We start from the raw sequence: 17,388 nt of genomic DNA on the forward strand, positions 1-17,388 counted from the left end.
CAGCCTATTATGAGCCCTTTGAAAGATCGTTCAATTAGCTTAAACGATCAGCATTAAGCCTATTGCTCGGCTTTTTTGACATCAACATAAAGCTAAATATTACACTTCAAACGGATGCCTCAATACAATAGTCTCTACGCGATCAGGGCCTGTTGATACGATATCAACAGGGGTGCCGGTTAACTCTTCTAAGCGCTTAATATAGTTGCGTGCGGTCTGCGGTAAGCTATTGATATCCTGTACACCAAAGGTGTTTTCGCTCCAGCCGGGCATGCTTTCGTAAACGGGCTGAATATCTTCCCAGCCGGCGGCATCACACGGAATACCCACATCTTGACCTTGGCTGTTTTTGTAACCTATACAAATTTTAACTTCTTTTAGGCCATCTAAAACATCAAGCTTGGTTAAGCACATACCGCTAATGCTATTAATGCGTACAGCATGGCGTACAGCAATGGCATCAAACCAACCGGTGCGGCGCTTACGGCCTGTTGTAGCGCCAAACTCATGACCTTTAACACCTAAGTGCTCACCGACGTTACAGTCTAGCTCTGTAGGGAAAGGGCCAGAACCTACACGTGTGGTGTACGCTTTGGTAATACCCAATACGTAATCAAGATATAACGGACCAAAACCACTACCGGTAGCAACACCACCAGCGGTTGTATTTGATGACGTGACATACGGGTAAGTCCCGTGATCAATATCTAATAAAGACCCTTGCGCGCCTTCGAATAAGATATGCTCGCCAGCTTCGCGCGCGGTATGCAGCACATCGGTCACGTCGACAATCATGGGACGCATCTCTTCGCCTAAACGATAAGCCTCGGCCAAGGTGTCTTCATAGCTGACGGCTTCAGCACCAAAGTAGCTCGTCAGTACATGGTTGTGATACTCCATCACCTCTTTAAGCTTAGTAGCAAAGTTTTCTTTATCGAGTAAGTCGCCTAAGCGTAAACCACGACGGGCCACTTTGTCTTCGTAAGCGGGGCCAATGCCTCGGCCTGTCGTGCCCAGTTTATCGGCACCACGCGCCACTTCACGCGCTTGGTCTAGGGCAACGTGATACGGCAAAATCAACGGGCATGCTGGCGATAAACGTAATCGCTCACGTACCGGCACGTTGTTTTCTTCGAGTTCGGCGATCTCTTTCATTAAGGCGTCGGGCGCTAATACCACACCATTGCCAATTAAACAGGTTACGCCGTCATGCAAAATACCTGATGGAATCAAGTGCAAGACGGTTTTTTTGCCTTCGATAACCAAAGTATGACCCGCATTGTGGCCTCCTTGAAAACGTGCAACGTATTTGACTTGCTCGGTAAGTAAGTCAACGATTTTGCCTTTTCCCTCGTCACCCCATTGGGTGCCGAGAACAACAACATTCTTGCCCATTTAATACTGCGCTCTGTTTGTCTGTGAAAATTATGTCGCCACCCACTTTAAAAACTAAAGCAGCCACGACCAGTCTTACGTAAACGAAACAAGCAGCCACTCTTTTATGCTGGAGTGGCCACCGTTCAAAATTTAAAGGTCTTCGAGTTCAAAGACACCATCGCGCTCGACCAAAATGCGGTCGCACACTTGATAATCTTTCGGCTTTGTTTGCCAACTTGCGCCGCAGACCACGCGCTCGCCCTGATTGCGCAATGCCTCTACGGCTTGCCATTGTGTAGGGTGCGCTGAATGCACCGCGAAAATACCTTGCGGTAAATCGCAAGATGGCTGTGCCAAACGCTTTAAAGCCACTAGGTTGGCATTAAAGCCTGTTGCCGAACGTGCACGACCAAAGACTTCGCCAATGTGGTCATAGCGGCCACCGGTCGCAATTGCTTCGCCAGCACCGGCAGAGAAGGCGGCAAATACGATGCCTGTATGATAGTGATAGCCACGCAACTCACTCAAGTCAAAATACAAATGCGCTTGCGGATAGCGCTCGGCTAGGGTTTCCGCCAATATAATCAGCTCATCTAAGGCTTTGCGTACACTCGAGGGCGCATTGGCAAAAACGTCTTTTGCTTCGCCTAATACACTGGCTGAGCCGGCTAACTTGGGTAATGCTTTGAGCCAAGGCGCTGCAGGACTCGCCGCCAAATTTGTATCAACCCAGCGGGTAATGTCAGCCATGGCTTTAGCTTGTAATAAGTCAAAGAATTCTTTTTCTTGGGCAGTACTTAACGCGGCCTCAGACGCTAGCGCACGGAAAATCCCCACATGGCCTAGGTCAATATGTAAATCAGCTAGATCAGCCTCTTTGAGGGTGCTTAGTAGTAAGGAGACAACTTCGATATCAGCCTCTAAACTATCATCACCAAAAAGCTCAACACCCACTTGCAGTGGGTTGCGACTGGCCAGCGCACTTTTAGGGCGCGTGTACAAAACATGGCCGGCGTAACACAAGCGATTGATTCCTTCACGGCGCAAACTATGGGCATCAATACGCGCCGCCTGCGGGGTAATGTCTGCACGAATCCCCAGCGAGCGACCACTAAGCTGATCCGTGACTTTAAAAGTTTGAAGGTCTAGGTCTTGCCCCAAACCAATTAATAGCGAATCTGTAAATTCAGCCATTGAGGGGATAATCAGATCATAACCCCAACGCTGAAACAAATCGAGAACGCGTCGGCGCAAGGCCTCTATATGATGCGCCTCTTCGGGGAGTATTTCTTCTATGCCGTCAGGCAACATCCAGCGATCGACTTGAGTCATGTTGTATGTTCTTGTGGTTAAAAGTTTTAAAGTTATAACGAGTTTGTCTCGCACGTATTCACTCAGCACTGTTGCTTTGAAAAGCACCGCGTCTTACGCGCCAAAAGGTGTTTAATTAATTAAAAATAAAGCACCTGCACCAATCAGCATACTCGCTAGCCCAATAATGCGTAGTTGCTTATCACTAATTGCAGCTAACTGCGCCACGAGTCTACGCCAGCGGCCGGGGTGTAAAAAAGGCACAATGCCTTCCAGTATTAATACTAGGCATACTGCCTGTAAAAAGGTATCAAGCATGAGCCTCTAATGCCTCTAATGTGCCACTTCAATGTCTGCGCTTGGCTTACCGCAAGGGTGTTAGTAGTTTTAACCTAGCTGCTTGTGCCTAGCCGCTTGCCTTAACCAGTTTTACTGAACCACTTTTTACTTAGCTAAAAGTAGCGCGGCCATATTTCTGGCACAAAAAAACCGAGCCTTGCGAGCTCGGTTGCGGCATTTTAGCACCCTTTGCAGCGGGTAAAAATGCTTTAGGCGAAAAAAACGGCAATTACGACCAATAACCTCAGGTTATTTACGTCGTCGTCATTTTTTGAGCACGCACCCCGATGTTACGATGTGTCACTAGGGCTGTACGGGTAACTCGCCAGTTGATGACTTAAAGTAGCGGAAGAAATCACTTTTCGGATCAATCAACATCATGTCTTGCTTGTGCGCAAAAGCACTGCGATACGCTTGCAGACTACGCACAAACGCATAAAACTCAGGGTCTTGACTGTACGCTTTCGCATAAATATCTGCCGCCAATGCATCCCCTTCACCACGCAATTTTTCAGCATCACGATAACCTTCAGCTAATTCAACGGTTGCGCTACGATCGGCAGCAGCGCGAATAATTTGTGCTTGCTTTTGACCCAATGCACGATGCTCATTGGCTTCGCGCTCACGCTCGGCTTGCATACGACGAAAAACCGGCTCGCTCACCTCTTTGGGTAAATCGATACGCTTTACGCGCACATCAACCACCTGAATACCCAACGATGTATCCGAGAACTTATTGAGCTCGTTTTTAATAGCATCCATCAACTCATCACGCTGCCCGCTCACCACCTCTTGTAAGCTACGCAAGGCAAATTGGTTACGCAGCTCCTCATTGATGCGCTGACTTAGCAAGCTACGAGCACGGTCAATTTCACCGTTGGTGGCGGTATAGAACTTCTTCACGTCAACAATGCGCCACTTGGCAAACGAGTCGACTTCCATACTCTTTTTCTCGAGCGTTAAAAAGCGCTCAGACGGGGCATCTAAGGTTAGAATACGCGCATCAAATTTTTTGACTGAGTCAATAAAGGGCACTTTTACGTGCAAACCATGCGCGACATCATCATTGTTAACACGACCTAAACGCAGCTCTACCGCGCGCTCAAATTCATTAACAATATATAACGAGTTAGCGCCAATAATGAGTGTGACGAGCGCGATGATTAGCGCAAACATAGACTTACCAGACATTAGCGACCACTCCTGCGGCTAGTTGAATCGGGAAGATCATTTAAAATTTCACTTTTAATATGATTAGTGAGCTGCTCGATTTCTTGGCGAGTAAAACCACGACGGCCCTCACTGGCAGCTACGTTGCTCGCCTCCATAAGTTTATCGAGCGGTACGTACATCATGTTGTTGCCGCCTTCTACATCGACCATGACTTTACTGCTCTTTTCCATAACCTCTTGCACGGCCTCTAAGTACAAGCGTTGACGCGTAACTTCAGGCGCTTTTTTATACTCCGTTAGCAATAGCTCAAAGCGGTTCGCTTCACCTTCGGCGCGAGCAATGACTTCATCTTTATAAGCGCGAGCGGCTTCGATCATGCGGGCAGATTCACCTTCGGCCTGCGGTACAACGCCATTAGCATACGATTGGGCTTCGTTCTGAAAGCGCTCTTCATCTTCGCGCGCTTTAATCACATCATCAAAAGCACCTTGGACTTGCTTGGGTGGATTAGAATCTTCGATATTGACTTTATCCACCAAAATACCAGTCGTGTAAGCATTGAGGTACTCTTGTAAGCGGCTTCTTACCTCGATCGCAATGGCCGCGCGACCTTCGGTTAATACATCGTGCATTAGCGCCGAACCAACAACATGGCGTAGCGCGCTGTTAGCCGCTTGTTGCAAGCTATCGATTGGGGACTTCACGCGTAAAATGAAGTCTTCTGCGCTATCAATGCTGTATTGCACTGATAATTTAATATCGACGATGTTTAAATCTTTGGTGAGCATCTCTTCTTGAGTACTCCACAAACGTACCCGCGTAACATTTTCGGTAAAAACTTTATCAATCAGCGGCGGGTTCCAACGCAAGCCTGGGCCTTTGGTTTCAACGTACGAGCCGAAACGCAACACCACCGCGCGCTCTTGTTCATTCACCACACCAAAGCCCTTGCCGATAAATGTCACAACAGCAATAACAGCCACTAAGATTATCATAGGGGCTAAAGGCAAGCTGCCGTTGCTGTTGGCATTACCGCCACCACCACGGTTACCACCACCTTTTTTACCTGTAAAGGCGCCAAAGAGGTTGCGCACTATCTCGTCAAAATCCGGTGGGCCGTCGCTATTATTGTTGTGATTGCGGTTACCCCAAGGATCTTTACTGCCCTCGTTGTCACCACCATTATTTTTGCCGTCATTACCAGAGCTTCCTCCGGAATTCCCCGGTTCATTCCAGGCCATAATGTTCTCCGTTATGAGATCAGATTAAATGAGTATTGGTTATGCATTATTGTTCGCTGGGTACCTTAACGTTAGCGCACTCACGCGCTAATGGGCAGCCAGCCAGTCAGTTCGGGCGTCGCCGATTCTGCAGCCAGAATACGGCTGAAATCAATCTCTGGCAATCGCAGTTCGAGTTCACAACGACCATCGTCTAAGTATTGTTCATTTAATACCGCATTCGCACGATGAAAGCGTGCGCGTAAGCTCCCCATTGTGGGGGCTAAATACACACGCCCGTGGCACATATTCGTGCCTACGAGCTCGCTGATCGCTTGCTCTAATAGTGCGAGCCCTTCCTTTTTTTGCGCGCTTAGCCACACCGCAACAGGTATACCTTGATCATTACGATCTAAGCGTGGCTCCATATCACTGAGTAAGTCTATTTTGTTATATACCAATAGCTGAGGGATTTCACTGGCACCAATTTCCTCGAGCACCTTTTGCACCTCATCAATGTTACGCAGGCGCTCGGCGTCGGCCGCATCGATAATATGCAGCAACAAATCAGCGCTAGCAGCCTCTTCAAGCGTCGCTCTAAAAGCCTCGACCAACTTGTGCGGTAAGCGACTAATAAAGCCGACGGTATCGGCCAAAATTACAGCACCCACATCATCCAGCTCAACACGACGCATAGTAGGGTCGAGCGTAGCAAACAGTTGGTTTTCGGCATAAACATCCGCATGTGTAATAGCGTTAAATAAGGTCGACTTGCCCGCGTTGGTATAGCCCACTAAGGACACCACCGGAATATCCGCACGCGTTCGCGAACGACGACCTTGGTCGCGCTGCTTACGCACCTTTTCGAGCCTCGCTTGAATGCTTTTAATACGCTCACGCAATAAACGGCGGTCTGTTTCTAGCTGGGTTTCACCTGGGCCTCGCATGCCAATACCGCCTTTTTGGCGCTCAAGGTGCGTCCAGCCACGAATTAAGCGGGTCGCCACATGCTGCAGTTGCGCTAATTCAACCTGCAACTTGCCTTCATGGGTACGTGCACGCTGGGCAAAAATATCCAAAATAAGCGAGGTGCGGTCAAGCACGCGACACTGCAATACGGCCTCCAAGTTGCGCTCTTGGCTAGGGCGTAAAGTGTGATTAAAAATAACCAGCTCAGCCTCGTGCTCTTGCACTAAAGCTTTTAATTCATCGAGTTTACCGGTACCCACAAAATAACGCGCAGTTGGCGTAGAGCGGGCGCCAGTCAACATCGCCACTGGATCGGCCCCAGCAGACAATGCTAACTCTTCAAATTCTCGTGGATCGCTGGTGCCTCTTTCTTCATAGATATCGATGTGGACCAGAATAGATAGCTCACCCGATTTAGGACGATCAAAGAACAATACAGACCTCGTTATTCAGCCTCAGAGTTCTCTTCAGGCGCATCAGGGTTAATCATAGGCACACGAACTGGACGCGAAGGCACCACGGTCGATATAGCATGTTTGTAAACCATTTGGCTTACGGTGTTTTTGAGTAGTACCACAAACTGATCAAAAGACTCAACTTGGCCTTGCAGCTTAATACCGTTAACCAAGTAAATGGAAACCGGCACACGCTCTTTGCGCAGAATATTGAGGTAAGGGTCTTGTAGACTATGCCCTTTTGACATAAGGCTCTCCTTGTAAGGATTTATAAAAATAATAAAAACAGATCGCTTTGGGCTTTTGGCCGCATAAACCTGTAATAAACTGCGTTTTCACCGCCAAGCGGGACGCATTAGGCACCATTTACATTATATGGTTCTAGCCGCCATAAGTTTCAAGGCTTTGGCTAAAATTTCATCACAACTTAACATTTTACCGGTGCTGTCCTGAGTATAGACCCAGCTTAAATCGTGCCAGCCCCTTAACCATGTCAATTGTCGTTTTGCTAATTGGCGTGTAGCTACGATGCCTTTTTCAAGAAAAGTTTCATAGTCATATTGACCGCTCAGGTGCTCCCAAGCCTGCCGATAACCTACAGCGCGCATCGATGGCGTGTCATAGGTTAGATCATCACGCGCCATTAAGCCCTTCATTTCTTCTAAAAAGCCTAAATCGGCCATTTTATTAAAACGCAATGCGATACGCTGATGCAAAATCGTACGCTCTTGCGGCGCAATAGCCATTTGAACCCAGTGATACTTATCTAACAAGCCGTTACCTTCTAGCACCAAACGATCTTCATTTTGCTCGGCTTGTAACTGGCTCATCGCTTTACCCGAGCACCGATAAACCTCTAGCGCTCGGCTTATACGCTGTGAATGGTTAGGATGGATGCGTGCGGCACACACAGGATCTGCTTTTGCTAACACCGCATGTACATACGGCCAACCATGCTCGAGCGCCAGAGCATTAATTTGGGCGCGCACTTTAGGGTCTGAAGCGGGCATATCCGATAACCCCTCAAGGAGCGCTTTAAAATACAACATTGAGCCACCCACTAACAAAGGTGTTTTGCCTGTGGCCAGAATATCTTCGATATGCCAAGTGGCATCGCGACAAAAATCGGCAGCATTATAAACCTCGCTGGGGTCGAGTATATCAATCAGCCTATGCGGTGCGCGCGCCAACTCTGCAGCATTGGGTTTTGCCGAACCGATATCCATGCCTCGATACACAAGGGCCGAGTCCACGCTAATAATTTCGGCATTGGCATGCTCAACCAAGGCAATCGCTAAATCGGTTTTACCGGCTGCTGTGGGACCCATTAACGTGAGTACACGGGGCTTTTGTGCTGCATCATTCTGTATTACATCACTCACAACCAATTCCTCATCAAAAACTGCCCCTTGACCACTACTGACCTCTCATAAATAAACCGTCAAGCTCATTGAGCGACAGCTGCGTCCAAGTTGGACGGCCATGATTACACTGGCCACTGCGCTCAGTGGCCTCCATATCACGCAGTAATGCATTCATCTCTGGAATAGTAAGCTTACGATTGGCGCGCACACTACCGTGACAAGCCATGGTACCCAGTATTTCATTCATTTTGTGCTGAATGCGTTCGCTCATACCAAACTCAATAAGATCCGACAGCACATCACGCAGTAGTACTTCCACATCGGCGCGGTTAAGCATGACAGGCACCTGCTTAATCACCAAAGATTCCGGGCCTGCGCGCTGCAATTCAAAACCCAAGCGTGTAAATAGTTCGATATTTTCATCGGCGTAGTTGGCCTCTTTTTCGCTTACGGCAATACTTTGCGGTACTAATAAAGGCTGGCTTTGAATACCGCTGGCTGCGCATTGTTTTTTCATGCTTTCGTAGGTAATGCGCTCATGCGCGGCATGGGTGTCCACAATAATCATTCCGTTAGCGTTTTCAGCCAGAATATAAATGCCCTTGAGCTGCGCAATGGCAAAACCTAAAGGTGGCACGGCGCTATCGCTCGCCGCTACCTGCGCTAAATTTTGAGCGCTGTGCGATGGCGCGCCACCTTGCGTTAAATGTGCATAGGCGGCAATTTGCTCGCTAACAGGCATCGCTGCATCAATATTGCCAGGCTTCGGCGCATAGCCTCGACGCTCACCACCGGCTGATGCACCGCTGTTATTCGCATCATTATTCGAGCCGTTATTATTGAAGTTGCTCGTGGGGCTTGCTGTAAAATCGGCAGAGCTAACACCATGCGCACCCATATTAACGCCAGCATTAGCGCTTAGGTCTAGCGCTGATTGTGTAGGAGCTTGCTGTAAAATATCCGCCGCATGTGGCGCACCGTTATTATTTGACGATGACGAGCCTGTACCCGATAAGCCTGTTGCTGCTGCGGTTGTGGGTGCGGTGCTGGCCTCTGGTCGTACATCGGCTAAAGCTTTGTGCAAACTGCTAAAAATAAAATCATGCACCAAGCGACCATCTCTAAAGCGTACTTCATGTTTGGTTGGGTGGACATTCACATCAACGCTTGAGGGGTCCACCTCTAAATACAGCACATAAGCAGGATGACGCCCGTGGTACAGCACATCTTGGTAGGCTTGTCGCACAGCATGAGTCACCAGTTTGTCTTTAATGGCGCGACCATTGACAAAAAAATGCTGCAAGTCGGCTTGGCTACGCGAAAAAGTAGGCAGCGCCACCCAGCCCCACAAGCGCAAACCGGCGCGCTCAATGTCAATATGAACAGTGCTCCCCATAAAAGCCGGACCACAAATTTGCGCAACACGCCGCTCTTGCTCAGCTTGCGTGGTTGCCGGCCGCCAACTATGAATAACACGGCCATTGTTTTTCAGGCTAAAACCTACACCAAAGCGCGATAAGGCTAAGCGCTTCAAAACATCTTCGACACGACCATATTCGGTGGCCTCTTTACGCAAAAATTTACGCCGTGCAGGCGTATTAAAAAATAAATCGCGTACCTCAACCGTAGTACCTACAGGATGTGCAGCAGGCACAACCTGTGCTTGCATATCACGGCCTTCGGCTTTCACCATCCATGCATGCTCAGCTTTATGATGGCAGCTCGTTAACTCTAACCGCGAAACCGAGCTAATACTGGCTAGTGCTTCGCCCCTAAAACCCAGTGTTGCCACCGCTTCTAAATCATCTAGGTCCTCAATTTTACTGGTGGCATGGCGGGCCAAAGCCAGCGATAAATCATCTTTACCAATCCCCAAACCATTATCACGCACCCGCATCAATTTAACACCACCGCCTTCAATTTCGACATCTAACTGATTGGCACCGGCATCAAGACTGTTTTCTAGGACTTCTTTAATCACCGATGCCGGGCGCTCCACCACTTCACCCGCAGCAATTTGGTTGGCCAAGCGTGGCGAGAGTAGATTGATTTCTGACATGAGAGGACACCGATAAAATTGAGGTAGCGATTTTAACGGGTATTGAAGGCGAGAGCGAATAAAGTCACCAACCATTAGTCCACATTCGCATAAAAGTGACTCCGCATCACATGCGCGCATGACGTTAATAAAGCCCATTAACGCCCTATAATACTTAAAGCCACCGCATCTTTTATTTGTTGCATATCACACCATTCAAAGACGACAACTCAGCCAGTGCTATAGCGCAAAAGTGGTAAGGCGCTGAGCACGATTTATGCTAGAATAATTTCCCATTTTTCTGAGTGCCGGAGCCACCCTCATGCATTGTCCATTTTGCCAAGCGGCCGACACCAAAGTTGTGGATTCTCGCCTTGTGGCTGAAGGCGGACAAGTGCGCCGTCGCCGTGAGTGCCAGCAATGCAAAGAGCGCTTTACAACCTTTGAAATGGCCGAGCTTTTATTGCCACGCGTCATCAAACAAGATGGCTCAAGACAACCCTTTGACGAGGCCAAATTGCGCGCCGGCTTACAACGCGCCCTCGAAAAACGCCCCGTCAGCGTAGAAGCCATAGAAACCGCGATCAACCAAATCAAATACTTTTTACAAAGCTTAGGCGAGCGCGAAGTGGACTCGCGCATTGTGGGCGAAAAAGTCATGGAAGTCTTGCGCGATCTCGACGGCGTGGCTTACGTACGCTTTGCTTCGGTTTATCGCAGCTTTAAAGACATCGATGAATTTCGTGCCGAATTAGACCGCCTAGAAAAGAGCCCCTCATCATGAGTGCCGCCCCTAACTGCCACGCTCATCTTGACGCTGAGTACATGACTCGCGCACTGACACTTGCCGAGCAAGGCTTGTACACCACCACGCCCAACCCACGCGTTGGCTGTGTCTTAGTCAAAGCCGGTGCCGTCGTGGCTGAAGGTTTTCATATACGTGCCGGTCAAGGCCATGCCGAGATTAATGCTTTAGCGGCCGCAGGCGCGCAGGCGCACGGCTCTAGCGCCTATGTCACACTGGAGCCTTGCAACCATCAAGGGCGCACAGGCCCCTGCAGCCAAGCGTTAATAGACGCCGGTGTTGTCGAAGTGGTTTATGGCATGCAAGACCCCAACCCCCAAGTCGCCGGTCAAGGCTTGCAGCGCTTACGCGATGCCGGTATACACGTACGCGGCCCCGTGCTCGAGTCGCAAGCTCTCGCACTCAACCCAGGCTTTATCAAGCGCATGCTCACCGGTTTACCTTATGTGCGCTGCAAATTAGCCATGAGCTTAGATGGCCGCACGGCCATGGCTAGCGGCGAAAGCCAATGGATTACCGGCAGCGCCGCCCGCGAAGACGTGCAAAAGCTGCGCGCACGCAGCTGCAGTATTATTACCGGCAGCGGCACAGTAGTGGCCGATAACCCCGCCCTGACCGTGCGCAGCCCCAATATTGTACACGCTGTTAGCCAGTTGGGTGCCGATAGCCACCCACGTCAACCTCTGCGCATTGTGGTCGATAGCACACTGCGCACCCCTCTTAATGCGAAAATTTTGCAACAGCCAAACAATACCGTATTTGCCAGTACCCAAAACACAAGTGCTCATGGCGGTGCCGCAGTATGGTCGCTAGTGAACTCCACAAAGAACCAGCATGTAGATTTAGCAGCACTGATTGACCAACTTGGCACACGCCAGCACAACGAAGTATTAATAGAAGCCGGCCCCACACTCGCCGGTGCATTTATGCAAGCAGGGTTGATTGATGAAGTCGTCATCTATATGGCAAGCAAGCTCATGGGCAGTGCCGGTAAACCCCTTTTTGAATTACCACTAAGCCAGATGAGCCAAAATATTGATTTAACCCTCAACAGCATGACCCAAGTCGGTAATGATTGGCGTATTGTTGCCTACCCGCATAATATCGCAGTGCCTTATGCGCATAACAATATCCCAACACAGGAGCCCGTATGTTCACCGGAATTGTAGAAGCCCTTGGTACTATTGCCGCCGCCGAGCCTAAAAACGGCGACCTACGCTTACATATTCAAGCCCCCTCGCTCGACTGGAGCGACGTGCAATTGGGCGACTCCATTGCCACAAATGGCGTTTGCCTCACAGTGGTAAAACTCAGTGGCCAAGGTTACTGGGCTGATGTATCTAACGAGACCATCAATTTCACAACCGTGGCCAATTGGCAAGTCGGTAAAGTGGTTAACCTCGAAAAAGCCCTTACTCCGCAAACACGCTTAGGCGGCCATATTGTGAGCGGCCATGTTGATGGTATTGGTGAAGTCATTAACCGCCAGCCCGACGCCCGCAGTGAGCGCTTCACATTACGCGCCCCGAAAACACTGGCCAAGTATATTGCCCATAAAGGCTCTATCACCATCGATGGCACCAGCCTGACTGTTAATGCAGTCAACGGCTGTGATTTTGAGCTAAATATTGTGCCTCACACGCTTGAAAAAACCGTGATTGGCCACTACCAAGCAGGCAGCCATGTTAATTTAGAAGTTGACGTACTGGCGCGCTACTTAGAGCGCTTAATGCTTGGCGAACAAGCCGCCGAACCTAAAGCAACGCTTACCGAAGGTTTTTTGACTGAGCATGGCTTTATGCGATAGACGCCACTTTTTCAGGGCTATTCATTTAAAAGACCCTGCATTAACAAGTACAAAATTTAAAAAAACATAACATCAACGCACCAAAACCCCAAGAGGCATGCTGTGGAACTGAATACACCCGCTGAGCTCATCGAAGATATCCGCCAAGGTAAAATGGTTGTTTTGATGGATGACGAAGACCGCGAAAATGAAGGCGACCTTATTATGGCCGCCGAAAAAGTACGACCCGAAGACATCAATTTTATGGCCAAGCATGCGCGCGGCTTGATTTGCCTGACCCTCAGCCAGCAACGGTGTCGCCAGTTAGAGCTGCCATTGATGGTACGCGATAACCACGCCGCTCACGCCACTAACTTTACCGTGAGTATTGAGGCTGCCGTAGGCGTGACGACCGGTATTAGCGCGGCCGATCGCGCGCAGACTGTACTGGCTGCCGTTAAGCAAGGCGCCAGCGCCAAAGACATCGTGCAACCGGGCCATATTTTTCCACTCATGGCCGAAGCCGGTGGCGTACTCAGCCGTGCAGGCCATACCGAAGCGGGCTGCGACTTAGCGCGCTTAGCGGGTTTTGAGCCTGCCGCCGTGATTGTCGAAATCATGAACGACGATGGCAGTATGGCCCGACGCAACGACTTAGAAGCCTTTGCAAAAGAGCACCAGCTTAAGATCGGCACCATTGCCGACCTTATCCAATACCGCACCGTCGAAGAAAAAACCGTACACTGCACCAACGAGCGCAAAGTACAAACCGAGCACGGCGAATTCACCCTCAAAACCTACATTGATAGCGCCCGCAGCGAACATCATTTTGCCTTTATCAAAGGCAACGTGGATGCGACCAACCCAACACTTGTACGTGTGCATGTAGGTTCAACCGCGCGCGACGTACTGGGGATTTTGCCCGATACCGATACCCGCAATAATTGGAGCTTTTATGCCGCCATGCAAAAAGTAGCCAGCGAGGGTGCAGGTGTGGTGGTTCTTATTTGCCATAGCGAAACCACCGAAGAAATCGAAGACAGCATAGACGGTTTAATTAGTGGTCGCAAAAATCATCCCAAAGCCGAAGTCGCCTATAAGCAAGTGGGTACCGGCTCGCAAATTCTTAAAGATTTAGGTGTAAGTAAAATGCGCCTCATGAGTGCACCGTTCAAGTTTAGCGCGCTATCGGGCTTTAATTTAGAAGTGACCGAGTACATTCAAAACCAATAATCCAACCCACCATACCACCCAAGGCTCCGACGCTTGAGCCTTGGGTTTACCCTATACACAATATTAAAAATTTTAGACAAGAGAACACACCATGAATATTATCGAAGGCGATTTCAAAAATTCCGAGGGCAAATATGCACTCTTGGTTAGCCGCTGGAACAGCTTTGTTGTTGAGCACTTAAAAGACGGCGCCCTTGATACTCTTAAGCGCCACGGTATTGATGAGGCGAATATCGACATCATTTATGCCCCCGGTGCTTTTGAATTTCCTATTGCCGCGCAAAAAATTGCACAAAGCAATAAATACGATGCCATCATTGCCTTAGGCGCAGTCATTCGCGGCGGCACACCGCATTTTGACTATGTGGCAGGCGAGTGCACCAAAGGGTTGGCGCAGGTTTCACTCAATACCGGTTTACCCATTACCTTTGGTGTATTAACCGTTGATAGCATTGAGCAAGCTATTGAGCGCAGTGGCACAAAAGCAGGCAATAAAGGCTGTGAAGCTGCGAGTACCGCCTTAGAAATGGTCTCTTTGTTAGGGAAATTATAATGTCTCAGAACCCAATGCCCGCCTTGCGTAGCAAAGCCCGTCACTATGCTATGCAAGCACTTTACCAGTGGCAAATGACCAAAGCGCACTTAAACATTATTGAAGCGGAATATCGCACCGATAATGACATGAGCAAAGTCGATGTCGACTACATGCACGAGCTCATTCATCAAGTACCGGCGAATATTCAAGTGTTAGAAACCGACTTCTTGCCCTATGTCACCGATCTAGCACTCGAAGAAATAGACCCTATTAGCCTGGCCATTTTGCGGTTATCGGTCTACGAATTACGCTTTCGCATTGATGTGCCTTATAAAGTGGTGATCAACGAGGCCGTCAACTTAGCCAAGCGCTTTGGCGCTACCGATAGCCATAAATTTGTGAATGGCGTACTCGATAAAGTGGCTCCGCGTTTACGTGAAGCCGAAGCCAAACATCGAGCCTAGGCATGGATGAGTTTGCGTTAATTCGCCAAAATTTTGCTAAGGCCATTATCAACGACTCAGTGGCGCTAGGCATTGGTGATGACTGCGCATTACTGATACCGCCGGCAGGCAAACAACTGGCGGTGTCAATGGACACCCTTGTTGAGGGTACCCACTTCCCCAAAGGCGCACCCGCCAAGCGCATTGCCACCCGCGCACTAGCCACCGCCTTAAGCGATCTAGCCGCTATGGGTGCCGAGCCGCTATGGTTTACCTTAGGGCTCACCTTGCCAAACGCTAATCAACAATGGGTAGGCGATTTTTGTGATGGGTTGTTAGAGTTTGCCGATACGCATCAGTGCACTCTGGTGGGTGGCGATATCACTCGCGGGCCGCTCACTATTACCGTGCAAGTACACGGCAGTATTACACCGGGCCAAGCGCTGTGTCGCAGTGGCGCCCAACCCGACGATATTATTTATGTTACCGGCAGTTTAGGTGACGGCGCTGCTGCACTTGCGGTGTTACAGCAAAATATCACCGTACGCAAAGCCGCACAAGACTATCTTGTCGATCGCTTTTACAAACCCACACCTCGCATCAAAGAAGGCCGCTTACTCAGCACCATTGCCCATGCGGGCATTGATATTTCTGATGGCCTGTATGCCGATCTCAGTCATATTTGCCAAGCCAGCGGTGTTGGTGCGCTCATTGATGTAAACCGTATTCCCTTAAGCCCCTATTGGGGCAACAAGGTCAGCCGCGATAAAGCGCTTGCTTGGGCGATTAGTGGCGGCGATGACTACGAGCTGTGTGTAACCGTGCCGCGCGCGCAGGTTGCCACACTCGAAACCTGGATTAAAAGCGACCGCATCAACGCGACCGCCATCGGAAAAATCACCCACAAGCCCGAAATTTATATGGTAAATAAAGGGAAAACGATGGCCTTTGACATAGAAGGATATAAACATTTTGAATAGCCCAACGCCATCGCACAACGCCTCTAGTAATACGACTATATTCGCTATAGACGCCAAGGGGCGGCCACAACCGAGCTTTAAGCAACTGCTTAAAAACCCCATCGCGTTTTTAGCGTTTGGCTTTGGTAGTGGACTCATGCCTAAAGCACCGGGCACGGCAGGTACGGTTGCGGCCATACCATTATTTTTGTTACTTCAGCCTTTATCGCTCTATACTTATCTAGCTGTTATAGCGATAACATTTATCATTGGCGTGTATTTATGTGCACAAGCCTCTAAATGGCTCAACGTCCATGATCACGGGGGTATCGTCTGGGATGAATTCGTGGGTTTATGGATCACCCTAATTGCCGTACCCACAGGCTGGCCTTGGCTAGTACTAGGCTTTGTGCTGTTTCGCTTTTTTGACATGCTAAAACCTTGGCCTATTAGCCTAGCCGACAAGTACATACACGGCGGTTTTGGCATTATGTTTGACGACGTACTGGCCGGCCTTGCGGCACTCGCGTGCTTGCAAGGTGTAGCCTATTGGCTAGCTTAGCGAATCCGCGCCCAGCTAGCATCACTTGAGGTAAACAATGCGCCAGCTGAAAGCTTTTTTGATTATGGCCTACTGGGGCCTTACCGGTATGGGGTACAGCCACAACGGATACAGCAGCACACCAAGCAATAACTCACAAAACAGCACTCATAGCTCACCGGTACTAAGCGCCAATCATATTATTGTGAAAGGCTTATTTGCAGGCCGCGCTGTACTTGAGGTTAACGGCCAAGCTCACTTATTAAAAGAAGGCAAAAGCACACCCGAAGGTATCACCTTATTGCGCGCGACAAGCCAGTACGCCCAAATAGAATACAATGGCGTCATCTCTAAACTCAACCTAACTCACCAAGTGGGTGCTAATTATGCCGCTTTACACACTGATGATAACCTCGCGAGTGTACAGCTGTATAGCCAGCAAGGAGGTCATTTTTTAACCTCTGGCCGCATTAATAATCGCTGGGTCGAACTGATGATTGATACTGGTGCAACACGGGTAACGCTCAACTCGTTTACTGCCACCCAGCTAGGGATTAATTTTCAAACAGCACCTATCGTTGACGTAGAAACCGCAAAAGGGAATACCCAAGCGCATCAAGTTGTATTAAGCTCTGTTGCTGTGGGCGATGTGCTATTAACTAACGTACAAGCATTGGTCATTATAGGCCGCTTTCCACAAATGATATTGCTAGGCAATAGTTACCTAAGCCGTGTCAATATGCGTATAGAAAACACCACAATGACACTACAAGCTAAATATTAAGCCCATGATCAAAAATATATTCATCCGCTGTATTAACCGATTTAAATGCTATAGCT

Annotated in this window: 18 protein-coding genes; 9 read left to right on the top strand and 9 right to left on the bottom strand. The window is 49.2% G+C overall.

The window, feature by feature from the left end; all coding sequences use genetic code 11:
* Positions 1 to 99: 99 nt before the first annotated feature.
* The 9 genes from AC438_RS01920 to mutL all read right to left on the bottom strand — a co-directional run bounded on the left by AC438_RS01920 (position 100) and on the right by mutL (position 10,267).
* The gene (locus tag AC438_RS01920; protein ID WP_053979600.1) at positions 100 to 1,395 is read right to left on the bottom strand and encodes an adenylosuccinate synthase; all 1,296 of its coding nucleotides are present in this window, start codon (positions 1,393 to 1,395) and stop codon (positions 100 to 102) included.
* A 132-nt stretch (positions 1,396 to 1,527) separates the two neighbouring features.
* Positions 1,528 to 2,709, bottom strand: a complete 1,182-nt coding sequence (locus AC438_RS01925) for an ATP phosphoribosyltransferase regulatory subunit (RefSeq protein WP_053979601.1) — start codon at positions 2,707 to 2,709, stop codon at positions 1,528 to 1,530.
* Between the two features lie 111 nt (positions 2,710 to 2,820).
* Positions 2,821 to 3,006, bottom strand: coding sequence for a DUF2065 domain-containing protein (locus AC438_RS01930; protein ID WP_053979602.1), 186 nt, complete (start codon positions 3,004 to 3,006; stop codon positions 2,821 to 2,823).
* 324 nt (positions 3,007 to 3,330) lie between these two features.
* On the bottom strand, positions 3,331 to 4,218 hold the full coding sequence (hflC, locus tag AC438_RS01935; RefSeq protein ID WP_053979603.1) for a protease modulator HflC: 888 nt from the start codon (positions 4,216 to 4,218) through the stop codon (positions 3,331 to 3,333).
* Positions 4,218 to 5,441 (bottom strand): FtsH protease activity modulator HflK, encoded by a 1,224-nt coding sequence (gene hflK / locus AC438_RS01940; protein ID WP_053979604.1) that lies wholly within the window; start codon positions 5,439 to 5,441, stop codon positions 4,218 to 4,220. The genes hflC and hflK overlap by 1 nt, the downstream gene beginning before the upstream one ends.
* An 80-nt stretch (positions 5,442 to 5,521) precedes the next feature.
* The gene (gene hflX / locus AC438_RS01945) at positions 5,522 to 6,823 is read right to left on the bottom strand and encodes a ribosome rescue GTPase HflX (protein ID WP_053979605.1); all 1,302 of its coding nucleotides are present in this window, start codon (positions 6,821 to 6,823) and stop codon (positions 5,522 to 5,524) included.
* An 11-nt stretch (positions 6,824 to 6,834) separates the two neighbouring features.
* Entirely contained in the window at positions 6,835 to 7,092 is a 258-nt protein-coding gene (gene hfq / locus AC438_RS01950) for an RNA chaperone Hfq (protein WP_053979606.1), read from the bottom strand.
* 123 nt (positions 7,093 to 7,215) lie between these two features.
* Positions 7,216 to 8,172, bottom strand: a complete 957-nt coding sequence (miaA, locus tag AC438_RS01955; RefSeq protein WP_053979687.1) for a tRNA (adenosine(37)-N6)-dimethylallyltransferase MiaA — start codon at positions 8,170 to 8,172, stop codon at positions 7,216 to 7,218.
* An 88-nt stretch (positions 8,173 to 8,260) separates the two neighbouring features.
* Entirely contained in the window at positions 8,261 to 10,267 is a 2,007-nt protein-coding gene (gene mutL / locus AC438_RS01960) for a DNA mismatch repair endonuclease MutL (protein WP_053979688.1), read from the bottom strand.
* A 301-nt stretch (positions 10,268 to 10,568) separates the two neighbouring features.
* Between mutL and nrdR the strand changes: the two genes are divergently transcribed.
* From nrdR to AC438_RS02005, 9 genes are all read left to right on the top strand, one after another.
* Positions 10,569 to 11,030 carry a transcriptional regulator NrdR gene (gene nrdR, locus AC438_RS01965; protein ID WP_053979607.1) on the top strand — a complete coding sequence of 154 codons (462 nt, stop codon included), beginning with the start codon at positions 10,569 to 10,571 and terminating at the stop codon, positions 11,028 to 11,030.
* Positions 11,027 to 12,220 (top strand): bifunctional diaminohydroxyphosphoribosylaminopyrimidine deaminase/5-amino-6-(5-phosphoribosylamino)uracil reductase RibD, encoded by a 1,194-nt coding sequence (ribD, locus tag AC438_RS01970; RefSeq protein WP_053979608.1) that lies wholly within the window; start codon positions 11,027 to 11,029, stop codon positions 12,218 to 12,220. The genes nrdR and ribD overlap by 4 nt, the downstream gene beginning before the upstream one ends.
* Positions 12,202 to 12,858, top strand: coding sequence for a riboflavin synthase (locus AC438_RS01975; RefSeq protein ID WP_053979609.1), 657 nt, complete (start codon positions 12,202 to 12,204; stop codon positions 12,856 to 12,858). Before ribD ends, AC438_RS01975 begins: the two co-directional genes overlap by 19 nt.
* A gap of 102 nt (positions 12,859 to 12,960) precedes the next feature.
* A complete protein-coding gene (gene ribBA / locus AC438_RS01980; protein ID WP_053979610.1) occupies positions 12,961 to 14,070 on the top strand; it encodes a bifunctional 3,4-dihydroxy-2-butanone-4-phosphate synthase/GTP cyclohydrolase II in 1,110 nt (369 codons plus the stop codon).
* 91 nt (positions 14,071 to 14,161) lie between these two features.
* The gene (gene ribH, locus AC438_RS01985; RefSeq protein ID WP_053979611.1) at positions 14,162 to 14,623 is read left to right on the top strand and encodes a 6,7-dimethyl-8-ribityllumazine synthase; all 462 of its coding nucleotides are present in this window, start codon (positions 14,162 to 14,164) and stop codon (positions 14,621 to 14,623) included.
* Complete coding sequence (gene nusB / locus AC438_RS01990) at positions 14,623 to 15,069, top strand: transcription antitermination factor NusB (protein WP_082353888.1); 447 nt, start codon at positions 14,623 to 14,625, stop codon at positions 15,067 to 15,069. Before ribH ends, nusB begins: the two co-directional genes overlap by 1 nt.
* A 2-nt stretch (positions 15,070 to 15,071) precedes the next feature.
* The gene (gene thiL, locus AC438_RS01995) at positions 15,072 to 16,028 is read left to right on the top strand and encodes a thiamine-phosphate kinase (RefSeq protein WP_053979612.1); all 957 of its coding nucleotides are present in this window, start codon (positions 15,072 to 15,074) and stop codon (positions 16,026 to 16,028) included.
* The gene (locus AC438_RS02000) at positions 16,021 to 16,569 is read left to right on the top strand and encodes a phosphatidylglycerophosphatase A (RefSeq protein WP_082353889.1); all 549 of its coding nucleotides are present in this window, start codon (positions 16,021 to 16,023) and stop codon (positions 16,567 to 16,569) included. Before thiL ends, AC438_RS02000 begins: the two co-directional genes overlap by 8 nt.
* 37 nt (positions 16,570 to 16,606) lie before the next feature.
* On the top strand, positions 16,607 to 17,332 hold the full coding sequence (locus AC438_RS02005) for a retropepsin-like aspartic protease family protein (RefSeq protein ID WP_053979613.1): 726 nt from the start codon (positions 16,607 to 16,609) through the stop codon (positions 17,330 to 17,332).
* The last annotated feature ends 56 nt before the right edge of the window (positions 17,333 to 17,388 follow it).

This window comes from Marinagarivorans algicola (genome assembly GCF_001292705.1).
GTDB lineage: Bacteria > Pseudomonadota > Gammaproteobacteria > Pseudomonadales > Cellvibrionaceae > Marinagarivorans > Marinagarivorans algicola.